Consider the following 23,143-nt stretch of genomic DNA (forward strand, 5'->3'; position numbering starts at 1 on the left):
GAGACTTGACTTCAAGAGACTTCATGTCGACACAACCACTACACTGATCTCCATGGAGGACGAGGTCGATCGGCTGGTCGCAGCGTGGCGCCGGGAGCGTCCGGACCTCGACGTGGAGCCGCTGGAAGTACTCAGCCGGGTGAGCCGACTCGCCCGGCATCTGGACCGCGCGCGACGGCTCGCCTTCGCCGAGCACCAGCTGGAGCCCTGGGAGTTCGACGTACTGACCGCGCTGCGGCGCGCGGGCACGCCGTACCAGCTCTCCCCCGGACAGCTGCTGACGCAGACCCTGGTCACGTCGGGCACGATGACCAACCGGATCGACCGGCTGGCGAAGAAGGGCCTCGTGGAGCGGCTGCCGGACCCGAGCGACCGGCGCGGTGTGCTGGTCCGGCTGACCGAGACCGGCCGGGACCGCGCGGACCAGGCGCTGGCGGGCCTGCTGGACCAGGAGCGGGCGATCCTCGCCGAGCTGTCCCGCGCCCAGCGCGGTGAACTGGCGGGCCTGCTACGCCAGTTGACCGCCCCGTTCGACAACATCCCCGGCTAGGTCCGCCGGGCCGACCCCGGCCCGCCGGGCGAGCGCCACGGCGGCGAGGGTGGAGTGGACGCCCAGCTTGCCGAGGACGTTCTGCATGTGGGTGCGCACGGTGTGCGGGGAGAGGAACAGCCGCTCGGCGACCGCCTTGCGGCCGAGCCCGGCGACCATGCAGCGCAGCACCTCCCGCTCGCGCGGGGTCAGGGACTGCACCAGGCGTTCGCTCTCGGTGCGGTGCTTGCGCGCGGCCGTCAGTTCCCTGAGCACGCCGGTGAGCAGTGCGGGCGGCAGATGGGTCTCGTCGCGCAGCACGCCGCGGATCACCGTCAGCAGCCGGGACAGCGAGCAGTCCTTGGCGACCCAGCCGGAGGCGCCCGCCTGCAGCGCGAGGGCGGCGCGGCGCGGGTCGTCCTTCTCGGCGAGGACGACGAGCCGTACGGCGGGCTGGGCGGAGCGGACGCCGGCGACCAGCGAGATCCCGTCGACCAGGCCTTCCTCGTCGCCGTCCTGCACGGGCACGGCCGGGCGGGCGCCGGGCAGGTTGCCGCCGAGGTCGGCGTCGACCAGGAGCACGTCGAAGCGGCGTCCCTCGCCGGCCGCGCGTTCCAGGCAGCGCAGCGCGGCCGGGCCGCTGCCGGCGGCGGAGACGTCGACGTCGGGCTCGGCGGCCAGTGCGGCGGCGAGCGACTCGGCGAAGATGCGATGGTCGTCCACGACCAGGACTCGGATACGAACCACGAAACCCCCTTCCCCAGGCTCCGCGTGGAGCAGGGGATACCCAAGGTCCGGACAGGGCCCGGCGATCGGCCGGTCCGAAAGGGCCGGCAAAGGCTCGGGAAACGACGACTCGCACGGGTACGACACCCAGCGGAAGGACGCCCACCGCACGGCCGCCGCCGTCGCGGAAACTGCTACCCCCACCGCGGGTGTCGTACCCGCCTGTCTCGCCCCCTGATCAGCACCGGCCCCCACCGGTGCTGTTCCTCAGAGTACGGATGCGGGCGGACAGCGGAAGCGGATTTGCAGAACTGGCCGTCCGACGCGTTTATGGTGTGCCGCATGTTTCGTATTGAGGCGGAAGTCGACAAAGGACGACGTGATCTGCTCCGCTCGCGGTTGCGGGACACCAACACGGCGGCGTCCCCGGTGCTGGCGGCGCTGCGCGGCACGCCCGGCGAACGGGAGGTCCCGCTCCATGTGTGGGCGCTGGGCGACTCCGGGGAACTGGCGGGCGGGCTGGTCGGTCACACCTGGACGACCTGGCTGCACGTCACCTACCTGTGGGTGGACGACCGCCACCGCGGCACGGGCCTCGGCTCCCGTCTCCTCGCCGAGGCCGAACGCATCGCCCGCACCGAGCGCACGTGCACGGCGGCCCGCCTGGAGACCTGGAGCTTCCAGGCCCCGGAGTTCTACCGCAAGCAGGGCTACGACGTGGTCGGCACCATCCCCGACTACCCGCCGGGCATCACGGAGTACATCCTCACGAAGCGCCTGACCTGACGGTGGCTCACCCCTGTGGAGTGGGCGGCGTGGGGGGCGGGGGCGGGTAGGGCGGCCGCCGCGGACCCTGAGTCCGGGCGGCCCCACGGGCGGCGGTGACTGCGGCTCCATCGACCGGCGCGGACGGGGCGCCGGCGGCCGGGGGACGAAGGGCGGTGCCGGGGCGGGCGGAGGCGGCGGGGGCAGCAGCGCCTCGTCGTCCGCGAGCAGGGGCCCGCCGGCCCGCAGCCGCTCGACGGTCCGCTCGGCCCGGCGCCGGGCCCGGGGGTCGTCGTCGCGCCGGAAGACGAGCCGCACGGTGGCCGGGGGCCGCGGAAGCCCGAGCACGGGGCCGGGGCCACGGGTCTGCTCGGTGGACACCAGCTCGTAGCCGAGCACGTACGCGACCCTCTCGGCCCGCGCCTTCAACGACGCCCCGCCACGGAGCTCCACCACCCCCCGCCCGTCGAACCGGGACCGGATCTCGTCGTCGTCCATCAGGGGTGCGGCACGGCCCGCCGCGCGTCTCTGGCGTGCGGCGGGCCGGTGCGGGGCGGGTGTCAGATCAGGCGGTGGGCCCCCGCCGACGGGATCGCCTCGAAGACGCGCGGGGGTGCGAAGCCGGCCGCGGCGAAGGCTTCCTCGACCGACTTGGTGAGGGTGTCGACGTCCGTCGCCTGCGTCAGCACGATCGCCGAGCCGCCGAAGCCGCCGCCGGTCATCCGGGCGCCGAGCGCGCCGCCCGCGAGGGCGGTGTCGACGACCAGGTCCAGTTCCGGGCAGGAGATGCGGAAGTCGTCGCGCAGCGAGGCGTGTCCCTCGGTGAGGACGGGGCCGATCGCGTGGGTCCGTCCGGCGCGCAGCAGGTCGACGACGCGTTCGACGCGGTGGTTCTCGGTGACGATGTGCCGGACGAGACGGACCACCTCCTCCTCGTCGCCGAGCCGGGCGAGGGCCGCCTCCAGGCCGTCGTACGGGACGTCCCGGAGGGCGTCGACGCCCAGCAGGGCCGCACCCTTCTCGCAGCCGGCCCGGCGCTTGCCGTACTCGCCGCCGCTGTGGGCGTGCTTGACCTGCGTGTCCACGACGAGCAGGCGCAGGCCCTCGGCCGCCAGGTCGAAGGGGGTCTGCCGCTGGGACAGGTCCCGGGTGTCGAGGAACAGGGCGTGCCCCGGCGTGCAGCACGCGGACGCCGTCTGGTCCATGATGCCGGTCGGCGCGCCGACGTAGACGTTCTCCGCGCGCTGGCACAGCCGGGCGAGCTGCCACCGCTGGAGACCGAATCCGTACAGGTCGTCGAGCGCCAGGGCGATCACGACCTCCAGCGCGGCGGACGAGGAGAGACCGGCGCCCGTGGGGACCGTCGAGGACAGGTGGACGTCCGCGCCGGTCACCTCGTGGCCCGCCTCGCGCAGCGCCCAGACCACGCCGGCCGGGTAGGCCGTCCACGCGCTGTCGGACCCTGGGGCGAGGCCGTCCAGGCGCACCTCTGCCACGCCTCCCGCGACGTCCGCCGAGTGCAGGCGCAGCAGCCCGTCGTCCCGGCGGGAGACGGCCGCGACCGCCTGGTGCGGCAGTGCGAACGGCATGACGAAGCCGTCGTTGTAGTCGGTGTGCTCGCCGATCAGGTTGACCCGGCCCGGCGCCGCCCACACGCCCTCGGGTGCCGTCCCGTACAGCTCGGTGAAGCGCTGTGCGACCTGCTGTGCCCCCACTAGTGCTCCTCTGTGATGCTCTGCGCGAACTCCCACGCGTCCGCGACGATTCCGGCGAGGTCCGCGCGGGTCGGGTTCCAGCCCAGCTTCTCGCGGGCGGTGTCCGCGGCGGCGACCAGGACCGCCGGGTCGCCGCCGCGGCGCGGGGCGGCCACCTCGGGGATCGGGTGGCCGGTGACCTCGCGGACGGTCTCGATGACCTGGCGGACGGAGAAGCCGCTGCCGTTGCCGAGGTTGCAGATCAGGTGCGTGCCCGGCCGGGCGGCCCGCAGGGCGAGCAGGTGGGCCTCGGCCAGGTCCGCCACGTGGATGTAGTCGCGGACGCAGGTCCCGTCGGGGGTGGCGTAGTCGTCGCCGTAGACCGAGATGGCGTCGCGGCGGCCCTGGGCGACCTGGAGGACCAGCGGGATCAGGTGCGACTCGGGGTCGTGGCGCTCGCCGTGGGCGCCGTAGGCTCCGGCGACGTTGAAGTAGCGCAGGGACACCGCGGCCAGGCCGTGGGCGTTCGCCTCGCTGGTGATCATGTGGTCGACGGCCAGCTTGGTGGCGCCGTAGGGGTTGGTCGGCCGGGTGGGGGCGGTCTCGGTGATCGGGACCTGCTCGGGCTCACCGTAGGTGGCCGCCGTGGAGGAGAAGACCAGCGTGCGCACGCCCGCGTCCCGCATGGCGCCGAGGAGCGCCAGGGAACCGGCGACGTTGTTCTCCCAGTACTTCTCGGGCTTCGCCACCGACTCGCCGACCTGCGAGGACGCGGCGAAGTGCAGGACGCCCTCGTAGGAGGCGTCGAGCCACTTGGCGGCGTCGCGGATGTCGCCCTCGACGAACGCGGCGCCGGCCGGGACGCCCTCGCGGAAGCCGGTGGAGAGGTTGTCGAGGACGGTGACCTCGTGGCCGGCCTCCAGCAGATGCTGGGCCACGACACTGCCGACGTATCCCGCGCCACCCGTCACCAGGTACTTCATGAACTCGCTACCTCTCGCAGTCGCTCGGCCGCGCGCTCCGGCGGCACGTCGTTGATGAACACGCTCATGCCGGACTCGGAACCCGCGAGAAACTTCAGCTTGCCGGAAGTGCGGCGGATGGTGAAAAGCTCGAGGTGGAGCGCGAAGTCGTGGCGCGTGACACCGTCGAATTCCTCCAGCGTGCCGAACGGGGCCTGGTGCCAGGCCGCGATGTAGGGCGTCGGAGGCTCTCCGTCCCCGAAGATCCGGTCGAAGCGCCTCAAGAGTTCCAGATAGATCTGGGGGAATTCTGTGCGCGCCGCCTCGTCGAGCGCCGGCAGATCGGGCACGCGGCGCCTCGGGTACAGGTGGACCTCGTACGGCCAGTGCGCCGCGTACGGCACGAAGGCCGCCCAGTGTTCACCCGCAAGGACGACCCGCTCACCGGCGAGTTCGCGCTCCAGCACCGTGTCGAACAGGTTCTCCCCGCCGGTGGCCTCCTTGTGGGCGGCGAGCGAGCGGAGCATCAGCGCGGTGCGCGGGGTGGTGAAGGGGTAGGCGTAGATCTGTCCGTGCGGGTGACCCAGGGTCACACCGATCTCGGCACCGCGGTTCTCGAAACAGAACACCTGCTCGACGGAGGGCAGATGCGACAGCTCCGACGTGCGGTCGGTCCACGCCTCCAGCACCAGTCGCGCCTGCTCCGGGCCGAGGTCGGCGAAGGAGGCGTCGTGGTCGGAGGTGAAGCAGACGACCTCGCAGCGGCCGGAGTCGCCGGCCAGCGACGGGAAGCGGTTCTCGAAGACGACGACGTCATAGGAGGAGTCGGGGATCTCGCTCAGCCGCTCGCCCCGGGTGGGGCACAGGGGGCACTCGTCGGCGGGCGGGTGATAGGTGCGGCCCTGGCGGTGGGAGGCGACGGCGACCGCGTCGCCGAGCAGCGGGTCGTGGCGGATTTCGGACGTGGTGACGGTGGGGTCCAGCGGGCGCCGGTCCTCGGCGTCCCGCACGGTGTCGTCCCGAAGGTCGTAGTAGATCAGCTCACGACCGTCGGCAAGCCGGGTCGAGGTCTTCTTCACGCCTGGCTCCTTGTTCGACACCCCGCGGGGACATCCGTGGGGGCTGGTCAGCGCCCACTCACTCAACACAACCAAACATAACAAACCACAACTCGACAACACCTCGGTCGATCACAATCAAACAAAGAACACCACCGGAAGTGTTCAAATACTGAACACGTCGGCGTAGGTTCCGCTCTGGATCAGTTCGCGCAACGAAGCGAGTACTCATGCAAACCCCCACAGAAGCACCCGCCGTCCTGGCGGCGGAGCTACGGCTCCCCACGAACTGGCTGGACTACACGATCCTGGCGATCTACTTCGTCGTCGTCCTCGGCATCGGCTTCGCGGCCCGCCGCTCGGTGAAGACCAGCCTGGACTTCTTCCTCTCCGGACGCTCGCTGCCCGCCTGGATCACCGGCCTGGCCTTCATCTCCGCGAACCTGGCCGCCACCGAGATCCTCGGCATGGCCGCGAACAGCGCCCAGTACGGCGCCTACACCGTGCACTGGTACTGGATCGGCGCCATCCCCGCCATGGTCTTCCTGGGCCTGGTGATGATGCCCTTCTACTACGGCAGCAAGGTCCGCTCGGTCCCCGAGTTCCTGCTGCTGCGCTTCGACCGGGCCGCCCACCTGCTCAGCTCGATCCTGTTCGCGTTCGCCGCCATCCTGATCGCGGGCGTCAACCTCTACGCCCTCGCGATCGTCGTCGAGGCCCTGCTCGGCTGGCCGCAGTGGGTCGCCATCGTGGTCGCCGGTGCCTTCGTGCTCGCGTACATCACGCTGGGCGGCCTGTCCTCGGCGATCTACAACGAGGTGCTCCAGTTCTTCGTGATCCTGGCCGCCCTCATCCCGATCACCGTGCTCGGCCTGAAGAAGGTCGGCGGCTGGGGCGGTCTGACGGACAAGCTCACCGCCACCCACGGCGCCGACTTCACCACGGCCTGGGGCGGCACCGGCATCGGCTCGGCCAACCCGCTGGGCGCCAACTGGCTGACCATCGTCCTCGGACTCGGCTTCGTGCTGTCCTTCGGCTACTGGACCACCAACTTCGCCGAGGTGCAGCGCGCCCTGTCCGCGAAGAACCTCTCCGCGGGGCAGCGCACCCCGCTGATCGCCGCCTACCCGAAGATCTTCATCGTCTTCCTGGTGATGATCCCCGGCCTGGTCGCCGCCGCGATCGTCCCGAAGTTCGGCACCACCGGCTCCGGCTACCAGTACAACGACGCCATCCCCTACCTGATGCAGGAGCTGCTGCCCAACGGCGTGCTCGGCATCGCGGTCACCGGTCTGCTCGCGGCCTTCATGGCGGGCATGGCGGCGAACGTGTCGTCCTTCAACACGGTGTTCACCACCGACATCTGGGCGAAGTACGTGGTGCGGGGCCGCGAGGACGGGTACTACGTGCGGTTCGGCCGCCTGATCACCGCGATCGGCGTCTGCGCCTCCGTCGGCACCGCGTTCCTCGCCTCGTCGTTCTCGAACATCATGTCCTACCTGCAGACGCTGTTCTCCTTCTTCAACGTGCCGATGTTCGTCGTCTTCATCGTCGGCATGTTCTGGAAGCGCGCGTCCGCCAAGTCCGGCTTCTGGGGCCTGCTCGCCGGCACCGTGACCGCGATGGTCAACTACTTCGTCCTCTACAAGAAGGGGATCATCTCCATCCCCACCGACCAGGGCGCCAACTTCGTCTCCGCCATCGCCGGCTTCGTCGCCGGCGCGGTCGTGATGTTCGCCGTCTCCCTGTTCACGAAGCCGAAGCCGGCGAACGAGCTGCAGGGCCTGGTCTACGGCACCCGCTCCCCCGGTATGTCCGAACCGCCCGCCAAGGGCGACGACGCCTGGTACCGCAAGCCCGCCCTGCTGGGCTGGGGCGCGATCGTGCTGGCCGCCGCCTGCTACATCCCGTTCTCGTTCTGACGCGGGAGGACCGAGGAAACCATGACCGAGAACCCCGACCGCCCCGAGCGGTTCCACTACTCCGAGGACGACGTCCAGCGGGAAGTCACCGAGCTGGAGGGCAAGTCCGAGACCGCGGCCCGGCTGTTCGACCTGCGCCGCATCATCGGCGGACTGTTCGTCGTCTACGGCGTCATCGTCACGATCACCGGCATCACCGACTCCCAGTCCGCCATCGACAAGGCCCAGGGCGTCAACATCAACCTGTGGACCGGGATCGGCATGCTCCTACTGGGCGTCTTCTTCCTGGCCTGGCTGAAGCTCCGGCCCACTCCGCCGCCGCTTCCCCGGGAGGGCCTGCCCGAGGAGCCGGCGGGGAAGCGGTAACCGCCCGCCGACCCCGGACCGGGGCGCGCGGGAGCCGATCGTGAGGTTCCCCGCGCGCCCTCGGTACACCGGGCGGCTACTGCGGCCCGGACTCCCGCAGGGAACCGGCACGGTCCAGCAGTCCCGTCCGCGCGGCCAGTGCCGCCGCCTCCAGCCGCGACCCGACCCCGAGCTTCATCAGCACCCGCTGCACATGCGTACGCGCGGTGCTCGGCGCGATCCCCATCCCGGCCGCGATCAGCCGCGTGTCCTCGCCGTCGGCCACCCGTACCAGCACCTCGACCTCCCGCGGCGTGAGCATCTCCAGCAGCTGCTGGGCCTCGTCGTCGGGCTGGGCGGCCGGGTTGAGCAGCTCCCCGAACGCCCCCTGGAGCAGCTGCGGAGCCACCGCCGCCTCCCCCGCGCGGGCCTTCATGATGGCCCGCTCGACCCCCTCGATCCGCTCGTCGTGCCGCACGTACCCCGACGCGCCCGCCGCGAAGGCCGCCGCGATGCCCCGCGGTGAGGGCACCGGTCCCAGCACCAGCATCGCCACCTGCGGCCGCTCCCGCTTGATCTTCACCACCGGATCGAAGACGCCCGGCTCGGCGGGAGCCGCCGTACCCAGCAGGCACACCTCCGGCGCCCGCGCGATCACCAGATCCGCGGCGCCCGCGGCCGGCGCCGCCGCGGCGAGCACCCGGTGCCCGCGCAGCTTGAGCGCGGACGCCAGCGCCTCCGCGAGCAGGCGATGGTCGTCGACGACCATGAGCCGCACTCCCATAGAGCAACCCCCCAGTCCCCCCCATGGATGCCCCACTATGGACGCCCACGGGTCCGCAAGGACAGAGGGCCCCCCGGCACCCCGCCCCTCCCTGCCCCCGGAAGCTACACGCTTGTTCGACGTCGCGCTGCCCCTACTCATGAGAAGTGCCCCGGATCGATGAAATCCGGGGCACTTCTCGGTAAGTCACCCTTTCGGGCGGGAGCGGCGCGCAGGGATCCGGCGCCGCCGGCCGGTCAGCCGTCCGTGCCGAACGCCACGACCAGGTACTGCTTGCTGCCCGTGCCCGAACTCTTCGTCTCGGTGAAGACCTTGGACATGTACAGCCGCCCCTCGCCGAACAGGATCTCGGAGTAGTCCGGCAGCATGCTGCTCTCCGCCTCCTGCGCGATACCGGTGGCCGGGTTCTGCAGCAGCTTGGTCTCCTTGAAACTGCCACCGTCGATGCTGACGACCTGGCCGCCCTGGTCGTACGGCGTCCGCTTGTAGGCGATCAGGTTGCCGCCGTCCATGCGCAGCGGGGAGAGCGTGCAGCCGTCGCCGGCCTCGGCGCGCTGGCCGGTCTGCTTGCCCGTGTCGAGGTCGAAGGAGACGATCTCGTTGGTGTCCTTGTAGGCGGCGGAGCCGTCGTGCTCCTCGGTCGGCAGGTACAGCCGGCCGTTGCCCGCGACGATCTGGTGGCAGTCCTCGATGCGGGTGATCCCGTCGCAGCGGCCGCTGTAGGTCTTGCCGGGCGCGGAGATCCGGGCGAGCAGGCTGCCGGTCCTGGCGTCGATGGAGAAGTAGTCCGAGATGCCGCTGCCGTCACCGGCGCTGTCGCCGACGTCGGCGGCGACCACCAGCGGGTCGGTGGAGACGACGGCGGCGTACTCGACGCCCGCGGGCATCTTGTACTCGGCGATCACCTTCCCCGTCTTGGGGTCGATGTTCTGGATGTGCAGCTGCCGGTTCCCGTAGTCGCCGCACTTGCGCACCGCGACCAGCTTCGCGCCGCCGCCGTACCCGGCGTCGTAACAGGTGTCGCCCGCCTTCGGCTGCCACAGCAGCTTGCCGGAGTCCAGGTCGAACGCGGCGCCGCCGCCGGTGCTGCCGAGCGCGACGGTGTGCTGGGAGACCGTCAGGTTCTGGAAACTCACCGGGTAGTCACCGGACTTGACCGACTTCGTCCACAGCCGCTTGCCCGTGTCGAGGTCGATCCCGGAGATCAGGCTGCATCCCGAGGTGGCGTCCTTCTGGGACATCTTCGGCCGGAAGGCGATCGCCGTCCGGTTCTCCGAGTTGACGTGACCGGTGGTCGCGCAGACCGGGCCGGGCAGCTTGATCGTCCAGTTCTCGGTGCCCTTGACGGGGTCGTAGCCGACGATCTCGGCCACACCGCTCTTGGCGTACACCTTCTCGGTCAGCCAGGAGCCGGTGGTGCTCGTCAGCTCCTTGGTCGTGGGCATCGCGACGTTGAAGAGGGGCTTCGCCGAGGGGTCGGACGGCGCCTTCTCCTTGCCGCCGCCGGTGGTGGCCCCGGAGCCCTTGTCGCCGCCGCCGGTGCCGCCGTCGGAGGACGCGGTGTCGTGCTTCTTGCCGTCGTCCCCGGAGGACTTGGCGTACCAGATGCCGCCGCCGACGATCAGCGCGATGGCGACGACCGCCGCGACGACGATGTACAGCGCGGTGTTGTTGCGGCCGCCGCCGCCCTGCCCCGGCTGCTGCATCGGCGTGGTCGACGGCTGCCCCGGATAGCCGTACCCCGGCTGCGCGGGGTACATCGGCTGGGTGGGCTGGGCGTAGGGGTTCTGCGGGTGGGCGCCGTAGGCGGGGGGCTGCTGACCGTAGGCCGGGGGCTGCTGGGCGTACGGGTTCTGCTGCCCGCCGGGGTAGCCGTAGCCCGGCTGGGGCTGCGGAGGCTGCGGGGCCGGGGCGGCCTGCGGGTAGCCGTAACCGGGCTGCGGAGGCTGCGGCTGCGCGGGCGGGGTCGCCGGCGGCCCGGCCGGGGGCGCGGGCGGCTGGTCCTGCGGGGAGCCGGAACCGGGCTGCTGCGGGGGCTGGTTGGGCGGCGGAGGGGGCGGCTGCGTCATGGGAGCGGATACCTCGGTGAAACGCTGAAGGCCGGACGGCGGAGGGGACTCGGGACGTGGTGCGAAGGGATGTGCGCCGGGGTCAGTTGCCGAAGGCCATCATCAGCTTCTCCTTGGACTGGTCGTTTCCGGACAGCCGGCCGGAGGAGATGAAGAACCGCCCGTCCACCCAGTCGACGACACCGTTGTAGAAGGCGTCCTCGGCGTCGGCCGCGCCCTGCGGATTCTGCAGCAGCTTGGTGGGCTTGTGGGAGGAGCCCGCGACCGGGATCGACACCACCTGGCCGCCCGCGTCGTACGACGGCTGCACGTACGCGATGAGCTTGCCGCCGTCGATCTTCAGCGGGGCCATCGGCTCCTCGGCCGGGGACTTGGTCCGCCACTTCTCCTTGCCGTCGGCGAGGCCGATCGCGACGATCTCGTTGGCGCTGCTGAGGGAGTCCGTGGGCAGGTACAGGGTGTCGGCGTCGACCGCGACGCCCTGGCAGCCCTGGAGGTCGCGTTCGAGGATCGCCCAGCCGCAGCGGGGCGCGAACTTCTCATTGACCTTGACCTCCGAACGGAACTTGCCGTCCTTGGTGAAGGTGGAGATGTTCCACGCCTTCTTGTCCTGGTTGGTCAGGTAGACCACGAGCGGGTCGACGGAGTACGTCCTGGTGACCCGCCAGCCCTTCTTGACCGGCTGGGTCCACCGCACCTTGCCGGTGGCCGGATCCAGCTCCTGGATCTCGTCGTGCTCCTTGTCGGTGCCGGCCGCGCAGGAGGCCACCTGGACCAGCCGGCCGGTGCCGCCCGCGAAGGCGGTCGGGAAGCAGGCCGCGCCGTACTTCTTCTTGTCGTACAGCTTCTTGCCGCTGGTGATGTCGTACGCCGTGCCCGACTGCGAGCGGCCGACCATCAGCGTCCTGCCGCTCACGGTCAGTTCGACGGAGAGCGAGCTGTCGAACAGGCCGCCGTCGGCGACCTCACCGCTCCAGCCCTTCTTGCCCGTCGCCAGGTCGATCTGCTGGAGCTGGTTGCACTTGGCCCGGTCACCCGAGCCGTTCATGTACGCCACGACGACCGTGCCGCCGGCCGCCTGAGGGGTGGCCGCGCAGATCTTCTGCGGGAAGTCGATCGGACCCCAGGCGGTCCTGCCGTCGGCCGCGCCGAAGGCGAAGAGCTGCTTGTAGGCCGCCTTCACCGCGGTGTCGCCGGTGACCCACATGCCGGGTGCGTCGGCGCCGGAACCGGGGGCGTCGGGCGCGGACTTGTACCAGAGCACCTTCGCCTCGCCCGCCCGGCGACCCTCGTTGAGGTTCTCCGGGTCGTCGCCGTCGGTGCCACCGGTGGACCGGGTGGGCTCCGCCGAGGCGGAGTGCTTGGGGTCGTCGCTCTGCTGGGCGACGGGCTTCTTCCCGCCGTCGTGGTCGCCGCTGAGCGCGTAGACGGTGCCTCCGACGACGAGCAGCGCGGCCACCGCGGCACCGATGATCAGCAGCGGTTTCTTGCTGGATCCCGGCCCGCCGCCCTGGGGCGCGCCGGGGTACGGCGGCTGCTGCGGGTAGCCGTACCCGGGCTGCGGCACGGCGCCGTAGGGGCCCGCCTGCTGCTGCGGGTGACCGTAGGGGCCGGGGGTGCCGGGTGCGGCGGGTGCGCCGTACGGGCCCGGGGTGCCCGGTGCGGGCGGGGCGCCGTACGGGCCCGGCTGCTGCGGGTAGCCGTAACCGGGCTGGGGCTGCGGGGGGCCCGCGGGCGGCTGCTGCGGCGGAGGCGGCGTGGCGGGTGCGCCGAAGCCGGGCTGGGCCGGGGGCGCCTGCGGGGGCCCGAATCCGCCGCCCTGGGGCGGCTGCTCCTGCGGCGACTTCCCCTGCGGCGCTCCAAAACCGTCCTGCGACGGCTGGTTGGGCGGCTGAGTCATCAGCGCTCTTCCCCCTCGTTCACTGATTTTTAGCCACGCCCTGAGGTTCGCGATGGACCCAAGGTCGTACTCAGAAAGTTCTCAGACGGCCCTTTCTATCACCCGGCACCGACAGCGCACGGCCCTGGACAGCCCGCTGTTCCCAAGGGAGAACCGGCCTGTGATGCCGCCGTTACGCGCCTTCACGCCCCCTTCACGCGGCGCACGCACCAGCAGCGCGCGCCCCACCCCTGCTTACGCGTCCTCCGCGAGTTCCAGCCAGCGCAGCTCCAGTTCCTCACGCTCCCCGGCGAGATCCCGCAGCTGGGCGTCCAGTTCGGCGACCTTTCCGAAGTCGGTTGCGTTCTCGGCGATCTGCGCGTGCAGCTTGGTCTCCTTCTCGGAGATCTTGTCCAACTGGCGCTCGATCTTCTGGAGTTCCTTCTTCGCCGCCCGCTGGTCGGCCGCGCTCTTCTCGGTGCCGGCCGGCTTGGGCGCCGCGGCCGGGGACTGCGCGGCGACCTCCTCCTCCATGCGCCGGCGCCGCTCCAGGTACTCGTCGATACCGCGGGGCAGCATCCGCAGCGCGCCGTCGCCCAGGAGGGCGAAGACCCGGTCGGTGGTGCGCTCGACGAAGAACCGGTCGTGGGAGATCACGATCATCGAGCCGGGCCAGCCGTCGAGGACGTCCTCGAGCTGGGTGAGGGTCTCGATGTCGAGGTCGTTGGTGGGCTCGTCGAGGAAGAGGACGTTGGGCTCGTCCATGAGGAGGCGCAGCAGCTGGAGCCGGCGGCGCTCACCGCCGGAGAGGTCCCCGACCGGCGTCCACTGCTTCTCCTTGCTGAAGCCGAACGTCTCGCACAGCTGACCGGCGGTCATCTCGCGGCCCTTGCCGAGGTCGACGCGCTCGCGGACCTGCTGCACGGCCTCGAGGACCCGCAAGGCGGGGTCGAGTTCGGCGACCTCCTGGGAGAGGTAGGCGAGCTTGACGGTCTTTCCGACGGCGACGCGCCCGCCCACGGGCTGCGCCTCGCCCTCCGTGCGGGCCGCTTCTGCCATGGCGCGCAGCAGGGAGGTCTTGCCGGCGCCGTTGACGCCGACGAGACCGATCCGGTCGCCGGGGCCGAGCTGCCAGGTGACGTGCTGCAGCAGCACCTTCGGGCCGGCCTGCACGGTGACGTCTTCCAGGTCGAAGACGGTCCTGCCCAGCCGCGAGGAGGCGAACTTCATCAGCTCGGCGCTGTCCCGGGGCGGCGGCACGTCCGCGATCAGCTCGTTGGCTGCTTCCACGCGGAACCGCGGCTTGGAGGTACGCGCGGGGGCGCCGCGCCGCAGCCAGGCCAGCTCCTTGCGGACCAGGTTCTGCCGCTTGGCCTCCTCCGTGGCGGCGATGCGCTCGCGCTCGGCGCGGGCGAAGACGTAGTCGGAGTAGCCGCCCTCGTACTCGAAGACGTCGCCGCGCTGCACGTCCCACATGCGGGTGGAGACCTGGTCCAGGAACCACCGGTCGTGGGTGACGCAGACGAGCGCCGAGCGCCGGGTCTGCAGGTGCCGGGCGAGCCAGGCGATGCCCTCGACGTCGAGGTGGTTGGTGGGCTCGTCGAGGACGACCAGGTCCTGCTCCTCGATGAGCAGCTTGGCGAGCGCGATACGGCGCCGCTCGCCACCGGAGAGCGGTCCGATGACCGTGTCGAGGCCCTTGGGGAAGCCGGGCAGGTCCAGGCCGCCGAACAGTCCGGTCAGCACGTCCCGGACCTTGGCGTTGCCGGCCCACTCGTGGTCGGCCATGTCGCCGATGACCTCGTGGCGGACGGTGGCGGACGGGTCGAGGGAGTCGTGCTGGGTGAGTACGCCGAGGCGCAGCCCGCCGGAGTGGGTGACCCGTCCGCTGTCGGCCTCCTCCAGCTTGGCGAGCATCCGGATGAGGGTGGTCTTGCCGTCGCCGTTGCGGCCGACGACCCCGATCCGGTCCCCTTCCGACACACCGAGCGAGACGCCGTCGAGCAGGGCACGGGTGCCGTACACCTTGCTGACGTTCTCGACATTGACCAGGTTGACGGCCATTTCACTCCTGTGCGCGGGGCGGTATCGACATGCGGCTCCGCCGCGGGGGTCAGCCTTCTAGCGTAGGGCCTGCGCGAGGGGCGGCGGCGCGGGCGGGGTGGTCCCCGGATCCGGGCCCGGCGGGCGCCGTTCCGGCGGTCCTCAGATCACGGTCGCCCCGGCCACCGGGCCCGCGGCCGTCCGCACCGACCGGCAGGTGCCGGACGCGCGCAGTGCCTCGGCCACCTTCTCCGCCGAGCCGGCGTCGCGCGTGAGGAAGGCCGTCGTGGGTCCGGAGCCGGAGACGAGCGCGGTCAGGGCGCCCGCGGCCCGTCCGGCGGCCAGGGTGTCGGCCAGTTCGGGGAAGAGGGACAGGGCAGCCGGCTGGAGGTCGTTGGAGACCGCCGACGCCAGCGCGTCCGGGTCGCCCTTGGCGAGCGCCTCCATCAGGTCGGGGGAGGCGACCGGCTCGGGGATGTCGCGGCCCTCGGCGAGCCGGTCGAACTCGCGGAACACCGCCGGCGTGGACAGTCCGCGCCCGGCCATCGCGAACACCCAGTGGAACGTGCCGCCGAGTTCGAGCACGGTCAGCCGCTCGCCGCGCCCGACACCGAGGGCGGCCCCGCCGACCAGGCTGAACGGGACGTCGCTGCCCAGTTCGGCGCAGAGCGCGAGGAGCTCCGCGCGGGAGGCGCCCGTGCCCCAGAGCGTGTCGCAGGCGAGCAGCGCGCCCGCGCCGTCCGCGCTGCCGCCCGCCATGCCGCCGGCGACGGGGATGTCCTTGGCGATGTGGATGTGCACGGCCGGTTCGATGCCCCGCCGGGCGGCGAGCTCGACGGCGGCGCGCGCGGCGAGGTTGGTGCGGTCCAGCGGGACCTGGTGGGCGTCCGGGCCCTCGCAGGTGACGCGCAGTTCGTCGGCGGGGGTGACGGTGACCTCGTCGTACAGGCCGACGGCGAGGAAGACGTTGGCGAGGTCGTGGAACCCGTCGGGGCGGGCGGCGCCCACCGCGAGCTGGACGTTGACCTTGGCGGGGACGCGGACCGTGACGCTCACTGCTGACCGGGCTCCTTGCTGGGCGGGCGTGGTGGACATGGCCCGGCCGGGCGGGCACCGGCCGCTCCGCCGGTGCCGGGTGCCGACCGGGGCCTGGCGGCTAGGCGGCGGGCTGGGCGTTCTCGGCGATGCGGGCGAACTCCTCGACCGTGAGGGACTCCCCGCGCGCCTGCGGTGAGACCCCGGCCGCGACCAGGGCGGCCTCCGCGGCGGCGGCGGATCCGGCCCAGCCGGCGAGTGCCGCGCGCAGGGTCTTGCGGCGCTGCGCGAAGGCCGCGTCGATCACCGCGAAGACCTGCTTGCGGGAGGCCGTCGTCCTGATCGGCTCGGTCCGGCGGACGAGGGAGACCAGTCCGCTGTCGACGTTGGGCGCGGGCCAGAAGACGTTGCGGCCGATGGCGCCGGCCCGCTTCACCTCGGCGTACCAGTTGGCCTTGACCGACGGCACGCCGTACACCTTGGAGCCCGGCGCGGCGGCGAGCCGGTCGGCGACCTCGGCCTGCACCATCACCAGGGTCCGCTCGATGGTGGGGAAGGTCTCGAGCATGTGCAGCAGGACGGGCACGGCGACGTTGTAGGGCAGGTTCGCCACCAGGGCGGTGGGCGCGGGGCCGGGCAGCTCGGTGACGTGCATCGCGTCGGAGTGGACCAGCGCGAAGCGGTCGGCGCGCTCCGGCATGCGTGCCGCGACGGTCGCGGGCAGCGCGGCGGCGAGGACGTCGTCGATCTCGACGGCGGTGACCCGGTCGGCGGCCTCCAGCAGCGCGAGGGTGAGGGAGCCGAGCCCCGGGCCGACCTCCACCGCGACGTCGTCGGGACGGACCTCGGCGGTCCGGACGATACGCCGGACCGTGTTGGCGTCGATCACGAAGTTCTGGCCGCGCTGCTTGGTGGGACGGACACCGAGGGCTGCCGCGAGTTCGCGGATGTCGGCCGGACCGAGGAGGGCGTCGGGGGTGGGGCTGCTCACGGGACAAGGGTACGGGGGCGCGGTGGGCCGGATCGCCAGGTGTCCGGTGCGGGGGGGAACCGCGCGACCGGACCTCGTGGATCCGCGTCCGCCGCCCCCGCGCCGCGTGATCGCCGGTGGCTACCCGTGCAGCTGTCTCCCGCAGGCCGGCCAGGGCGTCGCGCCACGGCTCACGTACAGCTTCTTCGCCCGGAAGGTCTGTTCCTCGGCCGGGGCGTCCTGCGGGCGGCCGCGACCGCCGAGGCTGTGCCAGGTGTGCGTGTCGAACTGGTAGAGCCCGCCGTACGTGCCCGAGGCGTCGACGGCGTGCGGCCGGCCGCCGGACTCGCAGGCGGCGAGGGCGCGCCAGTTCAGGTGGTCCGCGCCGTGCACGGAGGGTGGCAGCGGCTTGGTGCCGACCCTGACCACCCGGCGGCGCGGCAGGCGCACCACCTCGGTCTTCTCCCGGCGCGGCTTCTGCCGGACCCCGTTGACGGTGCGCACGAGGAAGGTGGTCCGCCGCAGTCCGGGCTGCCCGGGTTCGGAGACGACCTCGGTGCCCTTGAACAGGGAGGGGTCCTCGGTCCGCCGGACCCCGAAGGGGATCTGCTCCTCGCGGATCTCGCGGCTGCCGGTCACCCGCAGCACGGTCACCGTCTGCCCGTCGCGCGGGAAGCTGTCCGCGGGGACGGAGAGGGTGTCCTGGCCGCGCAGGGTGATCCCGGCGTCCTCGATCGCCTCGCGGACGGTGGCGGCGTTGGTGCGGACGGTGCGCGCGCGGCCGTCCGCCATGATCGTGACGGCCCGCTCGGTGCGCACGTCGAGGGCGAGTCCGGCGCGTCCGATGCTCTGGGAGCGCGAGGCGGACAGGTAGGCGCCCTCGGCGCGCACGCCCAGTTCGTGCAGCGCTCCCTCGACGGTGCCGGCGGTCGTCCACACCTCGTGCCGGCGGCCGTCCAGGGTGAGCCGTACGGGGCGTCCGTAGCGCACGGCGATCCGGTCGCCGCCGGCGAGGGCGCTGCCGGGGGCGGGCGCGACCATGTCGTGGGCGCCGACGTGCACGCCCTCCTCGGCGAGCAGTTCGCCGACGTCGTCGGCGAAGGTGTGCAGGCTGCGCTGCCTGCCGTCGACGCTGAGCTCGACCGCCTTGTCCTGGGCGACGAAGGCGGTGGTGCCGCCCGCCAGGAAGGCCACGACCAGTGCCTGCGGCAGCAGGCGGCGCACCGCGGACTCCGGGCGCTCGGTGGAGCGCGCCCTGCGCCGGCGCGCGGCCCGCCCGCTGCCGTCGCCGTACCCGTCCTGTACGAGGGTGTCCTGGTCGTCGGTGTCCTTGATCTGTACGAGGGTGTCCTCGTCGGGCGCGTGGGTGTGCTCGACCAGGGTGTCGCCGCTCTGGCGCGGCAGCAGCGGTTCGGTCGCGAGCTCGTGCGCCGGTGTGGACGCCGAGGCCCGCGCCGCGGCCTCGTACGCGGGCCGGTACGTGTCCTCGTACGGCACCCCGTTCGGCACGGTCTCGGCCTCGTGCAGGCCGGGCCAGGGAGCGCCGGGCGGGCCGGCCGGCGCGACGTAGGGGCCGTACGCCTCGTAGGTCTCGTACTGCGACTTGCTCACGCCGACACGCTCCAGAGGGCCAGACGGGTCCGGAAATCGGGCCCAGAACCTAGCGGAGCGCCGGTCACTCTCCAAAGCGGCGCGACTACGCAACGTGGCGCTCGAACCCAAGCCCGAGCCGCCGATCCGTTACCGGTCGGTTATGTTCTGCGTACGTTCAGTAACCGAAGGCGCGGGCGGTGTTCGCGCCCAGGGCCGTCGCCAGCGCGTCCTCGTCGAGGCCGCGCACGGCGGCCATCGCGCGGACCGTGACCGGAATGAGATACGGGGCGTTGGGCCGTCCGCGGTACGGCACGGGGGTGAGGAAGGGCGCGTCGGTCTCCACGAGGACCAGCTCCAGCGGGGCGACGGCGAGCGCGTCCCGCAGGTTCTGGGCGTTCTTGAAGGTGACGTTGCCCGCGAAGGACATGAAGTAGCCCTCGCGGGCGCAGATCTCGGCCATGTCGGCGTCGCCGGAGTAGCAGTGGAAGACGGTCCGCTCGGGGGCGCCCTCCTCCTTCAGCACGCGCAGGACGTCGGCATGGGCGTCGCGGTCGTGGATGACGAGCGCCTTGCCGTGCCGCTTGGCGATCTCGATGTGGGCGCGGAAGGACCGCTCCTGCGCCGCCTTGCCCTCGGGGCCGGTGCGGAAGTGGTCGAGGCCGGTCTCGCCGACGCCCTTCACCTGGGGCAGCGCGGCCAGCCGGTCGATCTCGGCCAGGGCCTCGTCCAGGGCCGCGTCGCCGCCCGGCTCGCGGGCGCCCTGCCGGGACCAGCCGTCGGGGTCGCCGTGGACGATGCGCGGTGCCTCGTTGGGGTGGAGGGCGACGGTCGCGTGGACGTTCTCGTGCTCCGCCGCGGTCTCGGCGGCCCAGCGCGAGCCGGCGATGTCGCAGCCGACCTGGACGACGGTCGTGACTCCCACCGACGCCGCCTTCGCAAGGCCTTCCGCGACCGTGCCGGACTGCATGTCGAGGTGGGTGTGGGAGTCGGCGACGGGCACCCGGAGGGGTGCCGGGAGCGGCGGCGCCGCGTTCTTGTCGTCCCGGGTGTTCCGGCCGGTGTTCGAAGGCATGCCCCGATCCTACGAAAGGGGCATGCGCCCGAGGGCCGGTGATCCGTTCAGCCGGCCTTGCGCTGGAACGGGTGGAGGAGATCGGACAGGTGCCAGTGGTGCGGCTCCCTGGGCCGCGCGGGCACCTCGGGGGCGCCGGGCACGTCCGGCACCTCGACGGGACCCGCCGAGGGCACCCGGTGCGGGTGGCCCTGCGCCGCGCTCCGCACCGACGAGACCTGCCCCGCGCGCATGATCCGCAGGACGTGGCCGTCGCAGTTCTGGCAGCTCGGCCGGCTCAGCGGTGACGGTACGACGCGGCCGTCGGCCACGTACCGCACGATCTGCTGTCCGTCGGCGTCCGTGTGGTGCTCTATCTCGTACGACTGTTCCCAGCCGTGCCCGCAGCGCATGCAGGCGAACGAATACGACTCGTGAACGACGGCGGTGGCCGTGCCGCGGAGGCCGGTCTGCCCTGCGATCTCACTCATGCCAGCTCCTCTTGTCCGCTGGACAAGCGCCCCGGCTCGGGATTCCCCCCGGAACCCCTGGGGCGAGGGACGGGTGCGTCCCTTCGACCAGTGGACGCCTCCGCCGGCGTGAATGCAGCAGGCCTGTCGAGTGTTGGAGGCGATTTGGTCGTTCCTTGCAGAAACCACCCTCTTCACGGCCCTCGGGCTTTGCTTTCGGCGACAGTCTTTTGCCCTCCCATGGGGCGTTCGCTCACCCGAGGACAGACCTGCTCAGAGGGAGCGTTTCCGCAGGCCAGGGGCGCACGGGCGGCCAGGGGGGCGCGATGAGCGGCGCGCTCGGCCCGCGCGGCCGGCGGGCCCGCGGCCGCTCAGGCGCCGGCGGTCTTGGCCGCGACGACCGCGTCGAACACCACCCGCTTGGGCAGCCCCGCCTCCACGGCCACCGCCGCGATGGCCTCCTTGCGGCGCTCGCCGGCCTCCTCGCGCACCCGCACCCGGCGGACCAGTTCGGCGGCGTCGAGTTCCTCGGGCCCGGTCTCCGGAGCGCCCTCGACGACGACGGTGATCTCACCCCGGACGCCCTCCGCGGCCCACCGCGCCAGTTCGGCCAGCGGGCCGCGCCGTACCTCCTCGTACGTCTTGGTCAGCTCGCGGCACACGGCGGCGCGCCGCTCGGCGCCGAAGACCTCGGCCATGGCGGCGAGGGTGTCGTCGAGCCGGTGCGGCGCCTCGAAGTAGACGAGGGTGCGCCGCTCCCCGGCGACGTCCCGCAGCCGGGACAGCCGCTCGCCCGCCTTGCGCGGCAGGAAGCCCTCGAAGCAGAACCGGTCGACGGGCAGCCCGGACAGGGCGAGCGCGGTGAGCACGGCGGACGGTCCGGGCACGGCGGTGACCCGGACGTCCTTCTCCACGGCCGCCGCGACCAGCCGGTAGCCCGGGTCCGACACGGACGGCATACCGGCGTCGGTCACCAGCAGCACGCGCGCGCCGCCGAGCAGTTCCTCGACCAGTTCCGGCGTACGGGCGGTCTCGTTGCCCTCGAAGTACGACACGACCCGGCCCCTGGGCGTCACACCCAGCGCCTGGGTGAGCCGGCGCAGCCGCCGGGTGTCCTCGGCGGCGACCACGTCGGCGCCGGCCAGCTCCTCGGCCAGCCGGGGCGGCGCGTCCGCGATGTCGCCGATGGGGGTACCTGCGAGGACAAGGGTTCCAGTCACGCCCCCATCCTCCCAGGCGCGCGGGGACACACGGGTGGCGGTCGGGACCGCCTCTTCGGCCACAGGAAATGCATCGCGTCCCGACCGGTACCGCACATGCACGGGACTCGCACAGAACGGTTCCCTACGATGGCGCGGTGACCAGTACCGCGTCCTCCATGGACCTCCGGCAGGGCCAGACGCCGCACGACCGGCGGCCGTCCTGGCAGCAGCGGCTGCGCCGATTCGGGTACGCACCGGCGAAGGACGCGCCCGAGGGCGACGTACGCGACCGGCTGGTGCCCCCGTACGCCGAGCCGAGCACCCGGCTGTGGCAGGTGCTCGGCATGTCACCGGTCCTCGCCGAGCGTCTGGTGCGCTGGTCGGGCTGGGGCGGTCCGCTGCTGGTGACGCTCATGGCGGGCCTGATGCGGTTCTGGAACCTGGGCAGCCCGCGAGCGGTGATATTCGACGAGACGTACTACGCCAAGGACGCCTGGGCGCTCGTCCACCACGGTTTCGAGGTGAACTGGGACAAGTACGGCAAGAGCGCCAACGACCTGGTCCTGTCCTCGCACGGCCATCTGGCGGTCCCGACGGACCCGGCGTACGTCGTGCACCCGCCGGTGGGCAAGTACGTCATCGGACTGGGCGAGCTGATGTTCGGGTTCGACCCGTTCGGCTGGCGGTTCATGACGGCGGTGCTCGGCACGCTGAGCGTGCTGCTGCTGTGCCGGATCGGGCGCCGGATGTTCCGCTCGACGTTCCTCGGCTGTCTGGCGGGCGCGCTGATGGCGGTGGACGGCCTGCACTTCGTGATGAGCCGGACCTCGCTGCTCGACGGCGTGCTGATGTTCTTCGTGGTCGCCGCGTTCGGCTGCCTGATCGTCGACCGGGACCGGTCCCGGGAGAGACTGGCCGCCGCCCTGCCCGTCGGCCCGGACGGCCGGGCGCGTCCCGACGCGGAGCTCGCCGACACCTTCCGCTTCGGGCTGCGCCCCTGGCGCTGGGGTGCCGGGGTGATGCTCGGCCTGGCGATCGGCACGAAGTGGAACGGGCTGTACGTGCTGGCCGCGTTCTGCGTGATGACGGTGCTGTGGGACGTCGGCGCCCGCAAGGTGGCCGGCGCCCGCCACCCGTATGCCGCCGCCCTGAAGTACGACACCGGCATCACCTTCCTGGCGACGGTGCCGGTGGCGCTCGTCGTGTACCTGGCGTCCTGGACCGGCTGGATCCTTTCTCCGGCCGACGGCCGCGGCGGGTACTACCGCAACTGGGCGGCCACCGACGGCAAGGGGGGCAGCTGGACCTTCCTGCCCGACTGGCTGCGCAGCCTGTGGCACTACGAGCACGAGGTCTACAACTTCCACGTCCACCTGTCGTCGCCGCACACGTACCAGTCCAATCCCTGGAGCTGGATCGTGCTGGGCCGCCCGGTGTCGTACTTCTACGAGTCCCCCTCCCCCGGCGCCGACGGCTGCCCGGCGGACGCGGGCCAGAAGTGCGCCCGGGAGGTGCTGGCGATCGGCACGCCGGCGCTGTGGTGGGCGGCCTGCTTGGCGCTCCTGTACGTGCTGTGGCGGTGGGCGTTCCGCCGCGACTGGCGGGCCGGCGCGATCGCCTGCGGCGTGGCGGCGGGCTACCTCCCCTGGTTCATGTACCAGGAACGCACGATCTTCCTGTTCTACGCGGTCGTCTTCCTGCCGTTCCTGTGCCTGGCGGTGGCGATGATGATCGGCGCGATCGTCGGCCCACCCGGCTCCACGGACACCCGCCGCGTGATCGGCGCCTCTGCAGCGGGCGTCCTGGTCCTGCTGATCGCCTGGAACTTCATCTACTTCTGGCCGCTCTACACGGGCCAGGCCATCCCGATCGACTCCTGGAGATCCCGGATGTGGCTGGACACCTGGGTCTAGCCGGGCGGACACCGAACGAGGGCACGGCCAACGGCCGTGCCCTCGTTGTTCGTTCACATAGTTGGGTGATGCACGGGATCTGCGTCACGGTTTCGGCAAGTGGGGGCGCGCGGGCCCCGCGTACCGCTTACAG

19 protein-coding genes are annotated in these 23,143 nt (G+C 72.1%); 5 read left to right on the forward strand and 14 right to left on the reverse strand.

The window, feature by feature from the left end; translation table 11 throughout:
• Positions 1-52 precede the first annotated feature (52 nt).
• The gene (gene tamR / locus BLW57_RS16850) at positions 53-550 is read left to right on the forward strand and encodes a MarR family transcriptional regulator TamR (protein ID WP_073888558.1); all 498 of its coding nucleotides are present in this window, start codon (positions 53-55) and stop codon (positions 548-550) included.
• On the opposite strand, the gene BLW57_RS16855 is transcribed toward tamR, so the two are convergent.
• Entirely contained in the window at positions 509-1,276 is a 768-nt protein-coding gene (locus BLW57_RS16855) for a LuxR C-terminal-related transcriptional regulator (protein ID WP_093475506.1), read from the reverse strand. The genes tamR and BLW57_RS16855 overlap by 42 nt on opposite strands.
• A 309-nt stretch (positions 1,277-1,585) precedes the next feature.
• On the opposite strand from BLW57_RS16855, the gene BLW57_RS16860 reads away from it, so the two are divergent.
• Positions 1,586-2,041 (forward strand): GNAT family N-acetyltransferase, encoded by a 456-nt coding sequence (locus tag BLW57_RS16860; RefSeq protein WP_176985938.1) that lies wholly within the window; start codon positions 1,586-1,588, stop codon positions 2,039-2,041.
• 539 nt (positions 2,042-2,580) lie between these two features.
• Here the strand turns inward: BLW57_RS16860 and galK are convergent.
• The 3 genes from galK to galT are packed head-to-tail and all read right to left on the reverse strand — an operon-like array spanning position 2,581 to position 5,755.
• Positions 2,581-3,735: a galactokinase gene (gene galK, locus BLW57_RS16870; RefSeq protein WP_093475509.1), complete on the reverse strand. Its 1,155-nt coding sequence runs from the start codon at positions 3,733-3,735 to the stop codon at positions 2,581-2,583.
• On the reverse strand, positions 3,735-4,697 hold the full coding sequence (gene galE / locus BLW57_RS16875; protein WP_093475511.1) for a UDP-glucose 4-epimerase GalE: 963 nt from the start codon (positions 4,695-4,697) through the stop codon (positions 3,735-3,737). The genes galK and galE overlap by 1 nt, the downstream gene beginning before the upstream one ends.
• A complete protein-coding gene (gene galT / locus BLW57_RS16880; protein WP_093475512.1) occupies positions 4,694-5,755 on the reverse strand; it encodes a galactose-1-phosphate uridylyltransferase in 1,062 nt (353 codons plus the stop codon). The genes galE and galT overlap by 4 nt, the downstream gene beginning before the upstream one ends.
• A gap of 209 nt (positions 5,756-5,964) precedes the next feature.
• Here galT and BLW57_RS16885 point away from each other — a divergent pair, with 209 nt between their 5' ends.
• Positions 5,965-7,656, forward strand: a complete 1,692-nt coding sequence (locus BLW57_RS16885; RefSeq protein ID WP_093475514.1) for a sodium:solute symporter family protein — start codon at positions 5,965-5,967, stop codon at positions 7,654-7,656.
• Positions 7,657-7,677: 21 nt separating this feature from the next.
• Positions 7,678-8,022 carry a hypothetical protein gene (locus tag BLW57_RS16890; protein ID WP_093475515.1) on the forward strand — a complete coding sequence of 115 codons (345 nt, stop codon included), beginning with the start codon at positions 7,678-7,680 and terminating at the stop codon, positions 8,020-8,022.
• A 76-nt stretch (positions 8,023-8,098) separates the two neighbouring features.
• On the opposite strand, the gene BLW57_RS16895 is transcribed toward BLW57_RS16890, so the two are convergent.
• The 10 genes from BLW57_RS16895 to rsmI form a co-directional block, all read right to left on the reverse strand.
• Entirely contained in the window at positions 8,099-8,785 is a 687-nt protein-coding gene (locus BLW57_RS16895) for a helix-turn-helix transcriptional regulator (protein ID WP_093475516.1), read from the reverse strand.
• Between the two features lie 236 nt (positions 8,786-9,021).
• Positions 9,022-10,854: an outer membrane protein assembly factor BamB family protein gene (locus tag BLW57_RS16900; RefSeq protein ID WP_093475517.1), complete on the reverse strand. Its 1,833-nt coding sequence runs from the start codon at positions 10,852-10,854 to the stop codon at positions 9,022-9,024.
• Positions 10,855-10,936: 82 nt separating this feature from the next.
• Entirely contained in the window at positions 10,937-12,754 is a 1,818-nt protein-coding gene (locus BLW57_RS16905) for an outer membrane protein assembly factor BamB family protein (protein ID WP_093475518.1), read from the reverse strand.
• A gap of 234 nt (positions 12,755-12,988) precedes the next feature.
• A complete protein-coding gene (locus BLW57_RS16910; RefSeq protein ID WP_093475519.1) occupies positions 12,989-14,797 on the reverse strand; it encodes an ABC-F family ATP-binding cassette domain-containing protein in 1,809 nt (602 codons plus the stop codon).
• 141 nt (positions 14,798-14,938) lie between these two features.
• Entirely contained in the window at positions 14,939-15,832 is an 894-nt protein-coding gene (locus BLW57_RS16915; RefSeq protein ID WP_093475521.1) for a 4-(cytidine 5'-diphospho)-2-C-methyl-D-erythritol kinase, read from the reverse strand.
• 100 nt (positions 15,833-15,932) lie between these two features.
• Complete coding sequence (gene rsmA / locus BLW57_RS16920) at positions 15,933-16,802, reverse strand: 16S rRNA (adenine(1518)-N(6)/adenine(1519)-N(6))-dimethyltransferase RsmA (protein ID WP_073888528.1); 870 nt, start codon at positions 16,800-16,802, stop codon at positions 15,933-15,935.
• Positions 16,803-16,922: 120 nt separating this feature from the next.
• Positions 16,923-18,392, reverse strand: coding sequence for a resuscitation-promoting factor (locus BLW57_RS16925; protein WP_093475522.1), 1,470 nt, complete (start codon positions 18,390-18,392; stop codon positions 16,923-16,925).
• Positions 18,393-18,549: 157 nt separating this feature from the next.
• A complete protein-coding gene (locus BLW57_RS16930; protein WP_093475524.1) occupies positions 18,550-19,446 on the reverse strand; it encodes a TatD family hydrolase in 897 nt (298 codons plus the stop codon).
• A gap of 47 nt (positions 19,447-19,493) precedes the next feature.
• On the reverse strand, positions 19,494-19,916 hold the full coding sequence (locus tag BLW57_RS16935) for a hypothetical protein (protein WP_093475525.1): 423 nt from the start codon (positions 19,914-19,916) through the stop codon (positions 19,494-19,496).
• Positions 19,917-20,266: 350 nt separating this feature from the next.
• Positions 20,267-21,115 (reverse strand): 16S rRNA (cytidine(1402)-2'-O)-methyltransferase, encoded by an 849-nt coding sequence (rsmI, locus tag BLW57_RS16940; RefSeq protein ID WP_093475527.1) that lies wholly within the window; start codon positions 21,113-21,115, stop codon positions 20,267-20,269.
• A 137-nt stretch (positions 21,116-21,252) separates the two neighbouring features.
• Here rsmI and BLW57_RS16945 point away from each other — a divergent pair, with 137 nt between their 5' ends.
• Entirely contained in the window at positions 21,253-23,010 is a 1,758-nt protein-coding gene (locus BLW57_RS16945) for a dolichyl-phosphate-mannose--protein mannosyltransferase (protein WP_176985612.1), read from the forward strand.
• The last annotated feature ends 133 nt before the right edge of the window (positions 23,011-23,143 follow it).

Source organism: Streptomyces sp. 1222.5 (assembly GCF_900105245.1).
GTDB classification, from domain to species: Bacteria; Actinomycetota; Actinomycetes; order Streptomycetales; family Streptomycetaceae; genus Streptomyces; species Streptomyces albidocamelliae.

What these genes read in the sequence shown, in the direction of transcription:
- BLW57_RS16910 (WP_093475519.1), bottom strand. Translation starts at nt 14,797, where the DNA reads ATGGCCGTCAACCTGGTCAATGTCGAGAACGTCAGCAAGGTGTACGGC.
- BLW57_RS16930 (WP_093475524.1), bottom strand. Translation starts at nt 19,446, where the DNA reads ATGCCTTCGAACACCGGCCGGAACACCCGGGACGACAAGAACGCGGCG.
- BLW57_RS16890 (WP_093475515.1), top strand. Translation starts at nt 7,678, where the DNA reads ATGACCGAGAACCCCGACCGCCCCGAGCGGTTCCACTACTCCGAGGAC.
- BLW57_RS16905 (WP_093475518.1), bottom strand. Translation starts at nt 12,754, where the DNA reads ATGACTCAGCCGCCCAACCAGCCGTCGCAGGACGGTTTTGGAGCGCCG.
- galE (WP_093475511.1), bottom strand. Translation starts at nt 4,697, where the DNA reads ATGAAGTACCTGGTGACGGGTGGCGCGGGATACGTCGGCAGTGTCGTG.
- BLW57_RS16895 (WP_093475516.1), bottom strand. Translation starts at nt 8,785, where the DNA reads ATGGGAGTGCGGCTCATGGTCGTCGACGACCATCGCCTGCTCGCGGAG.
- tamR (WP_073888558.1), top strand. Translation starts at nt 53, where the DNA reads ATGGAGGACGAGGTCGATCGGCTGGTCGCAGCGTGGCGCCGGGAGCGT.
- BLW57_RS16885 (WP_093475514.1), top strand. Translation starts at nt 5,965, where the DNA reads ATGCAAACCCCCACAGAAGCACCCGCCGTCCTGGCGGCGGAGCTACGG.
- BLW57_RS16935 (WP_093475525.1), bottom strand. Translation starts at nt 19,916, where the DNA reads ATGAGTGAGATCGCAGGGCAGACCGGCCTCCGCGGCACGGCCACCGCC.
- BLW57_RS16860 (WP_176985938.1), top strand. Translation starts at nt 1,586, where the DNA reads ATGGTGTGCCGCATGTTTCGTATTGAGGCGGAAGTCGACAAAGGACGA.
- BLW57_RS16900 (WP_093475517.1), bottom strand. Translation starts at nt 10,854, where the DNA reads ATGACGCAGCCGCCCCCTCCGCCGCCCAACCAGCCCCCGCAGCAGCCC.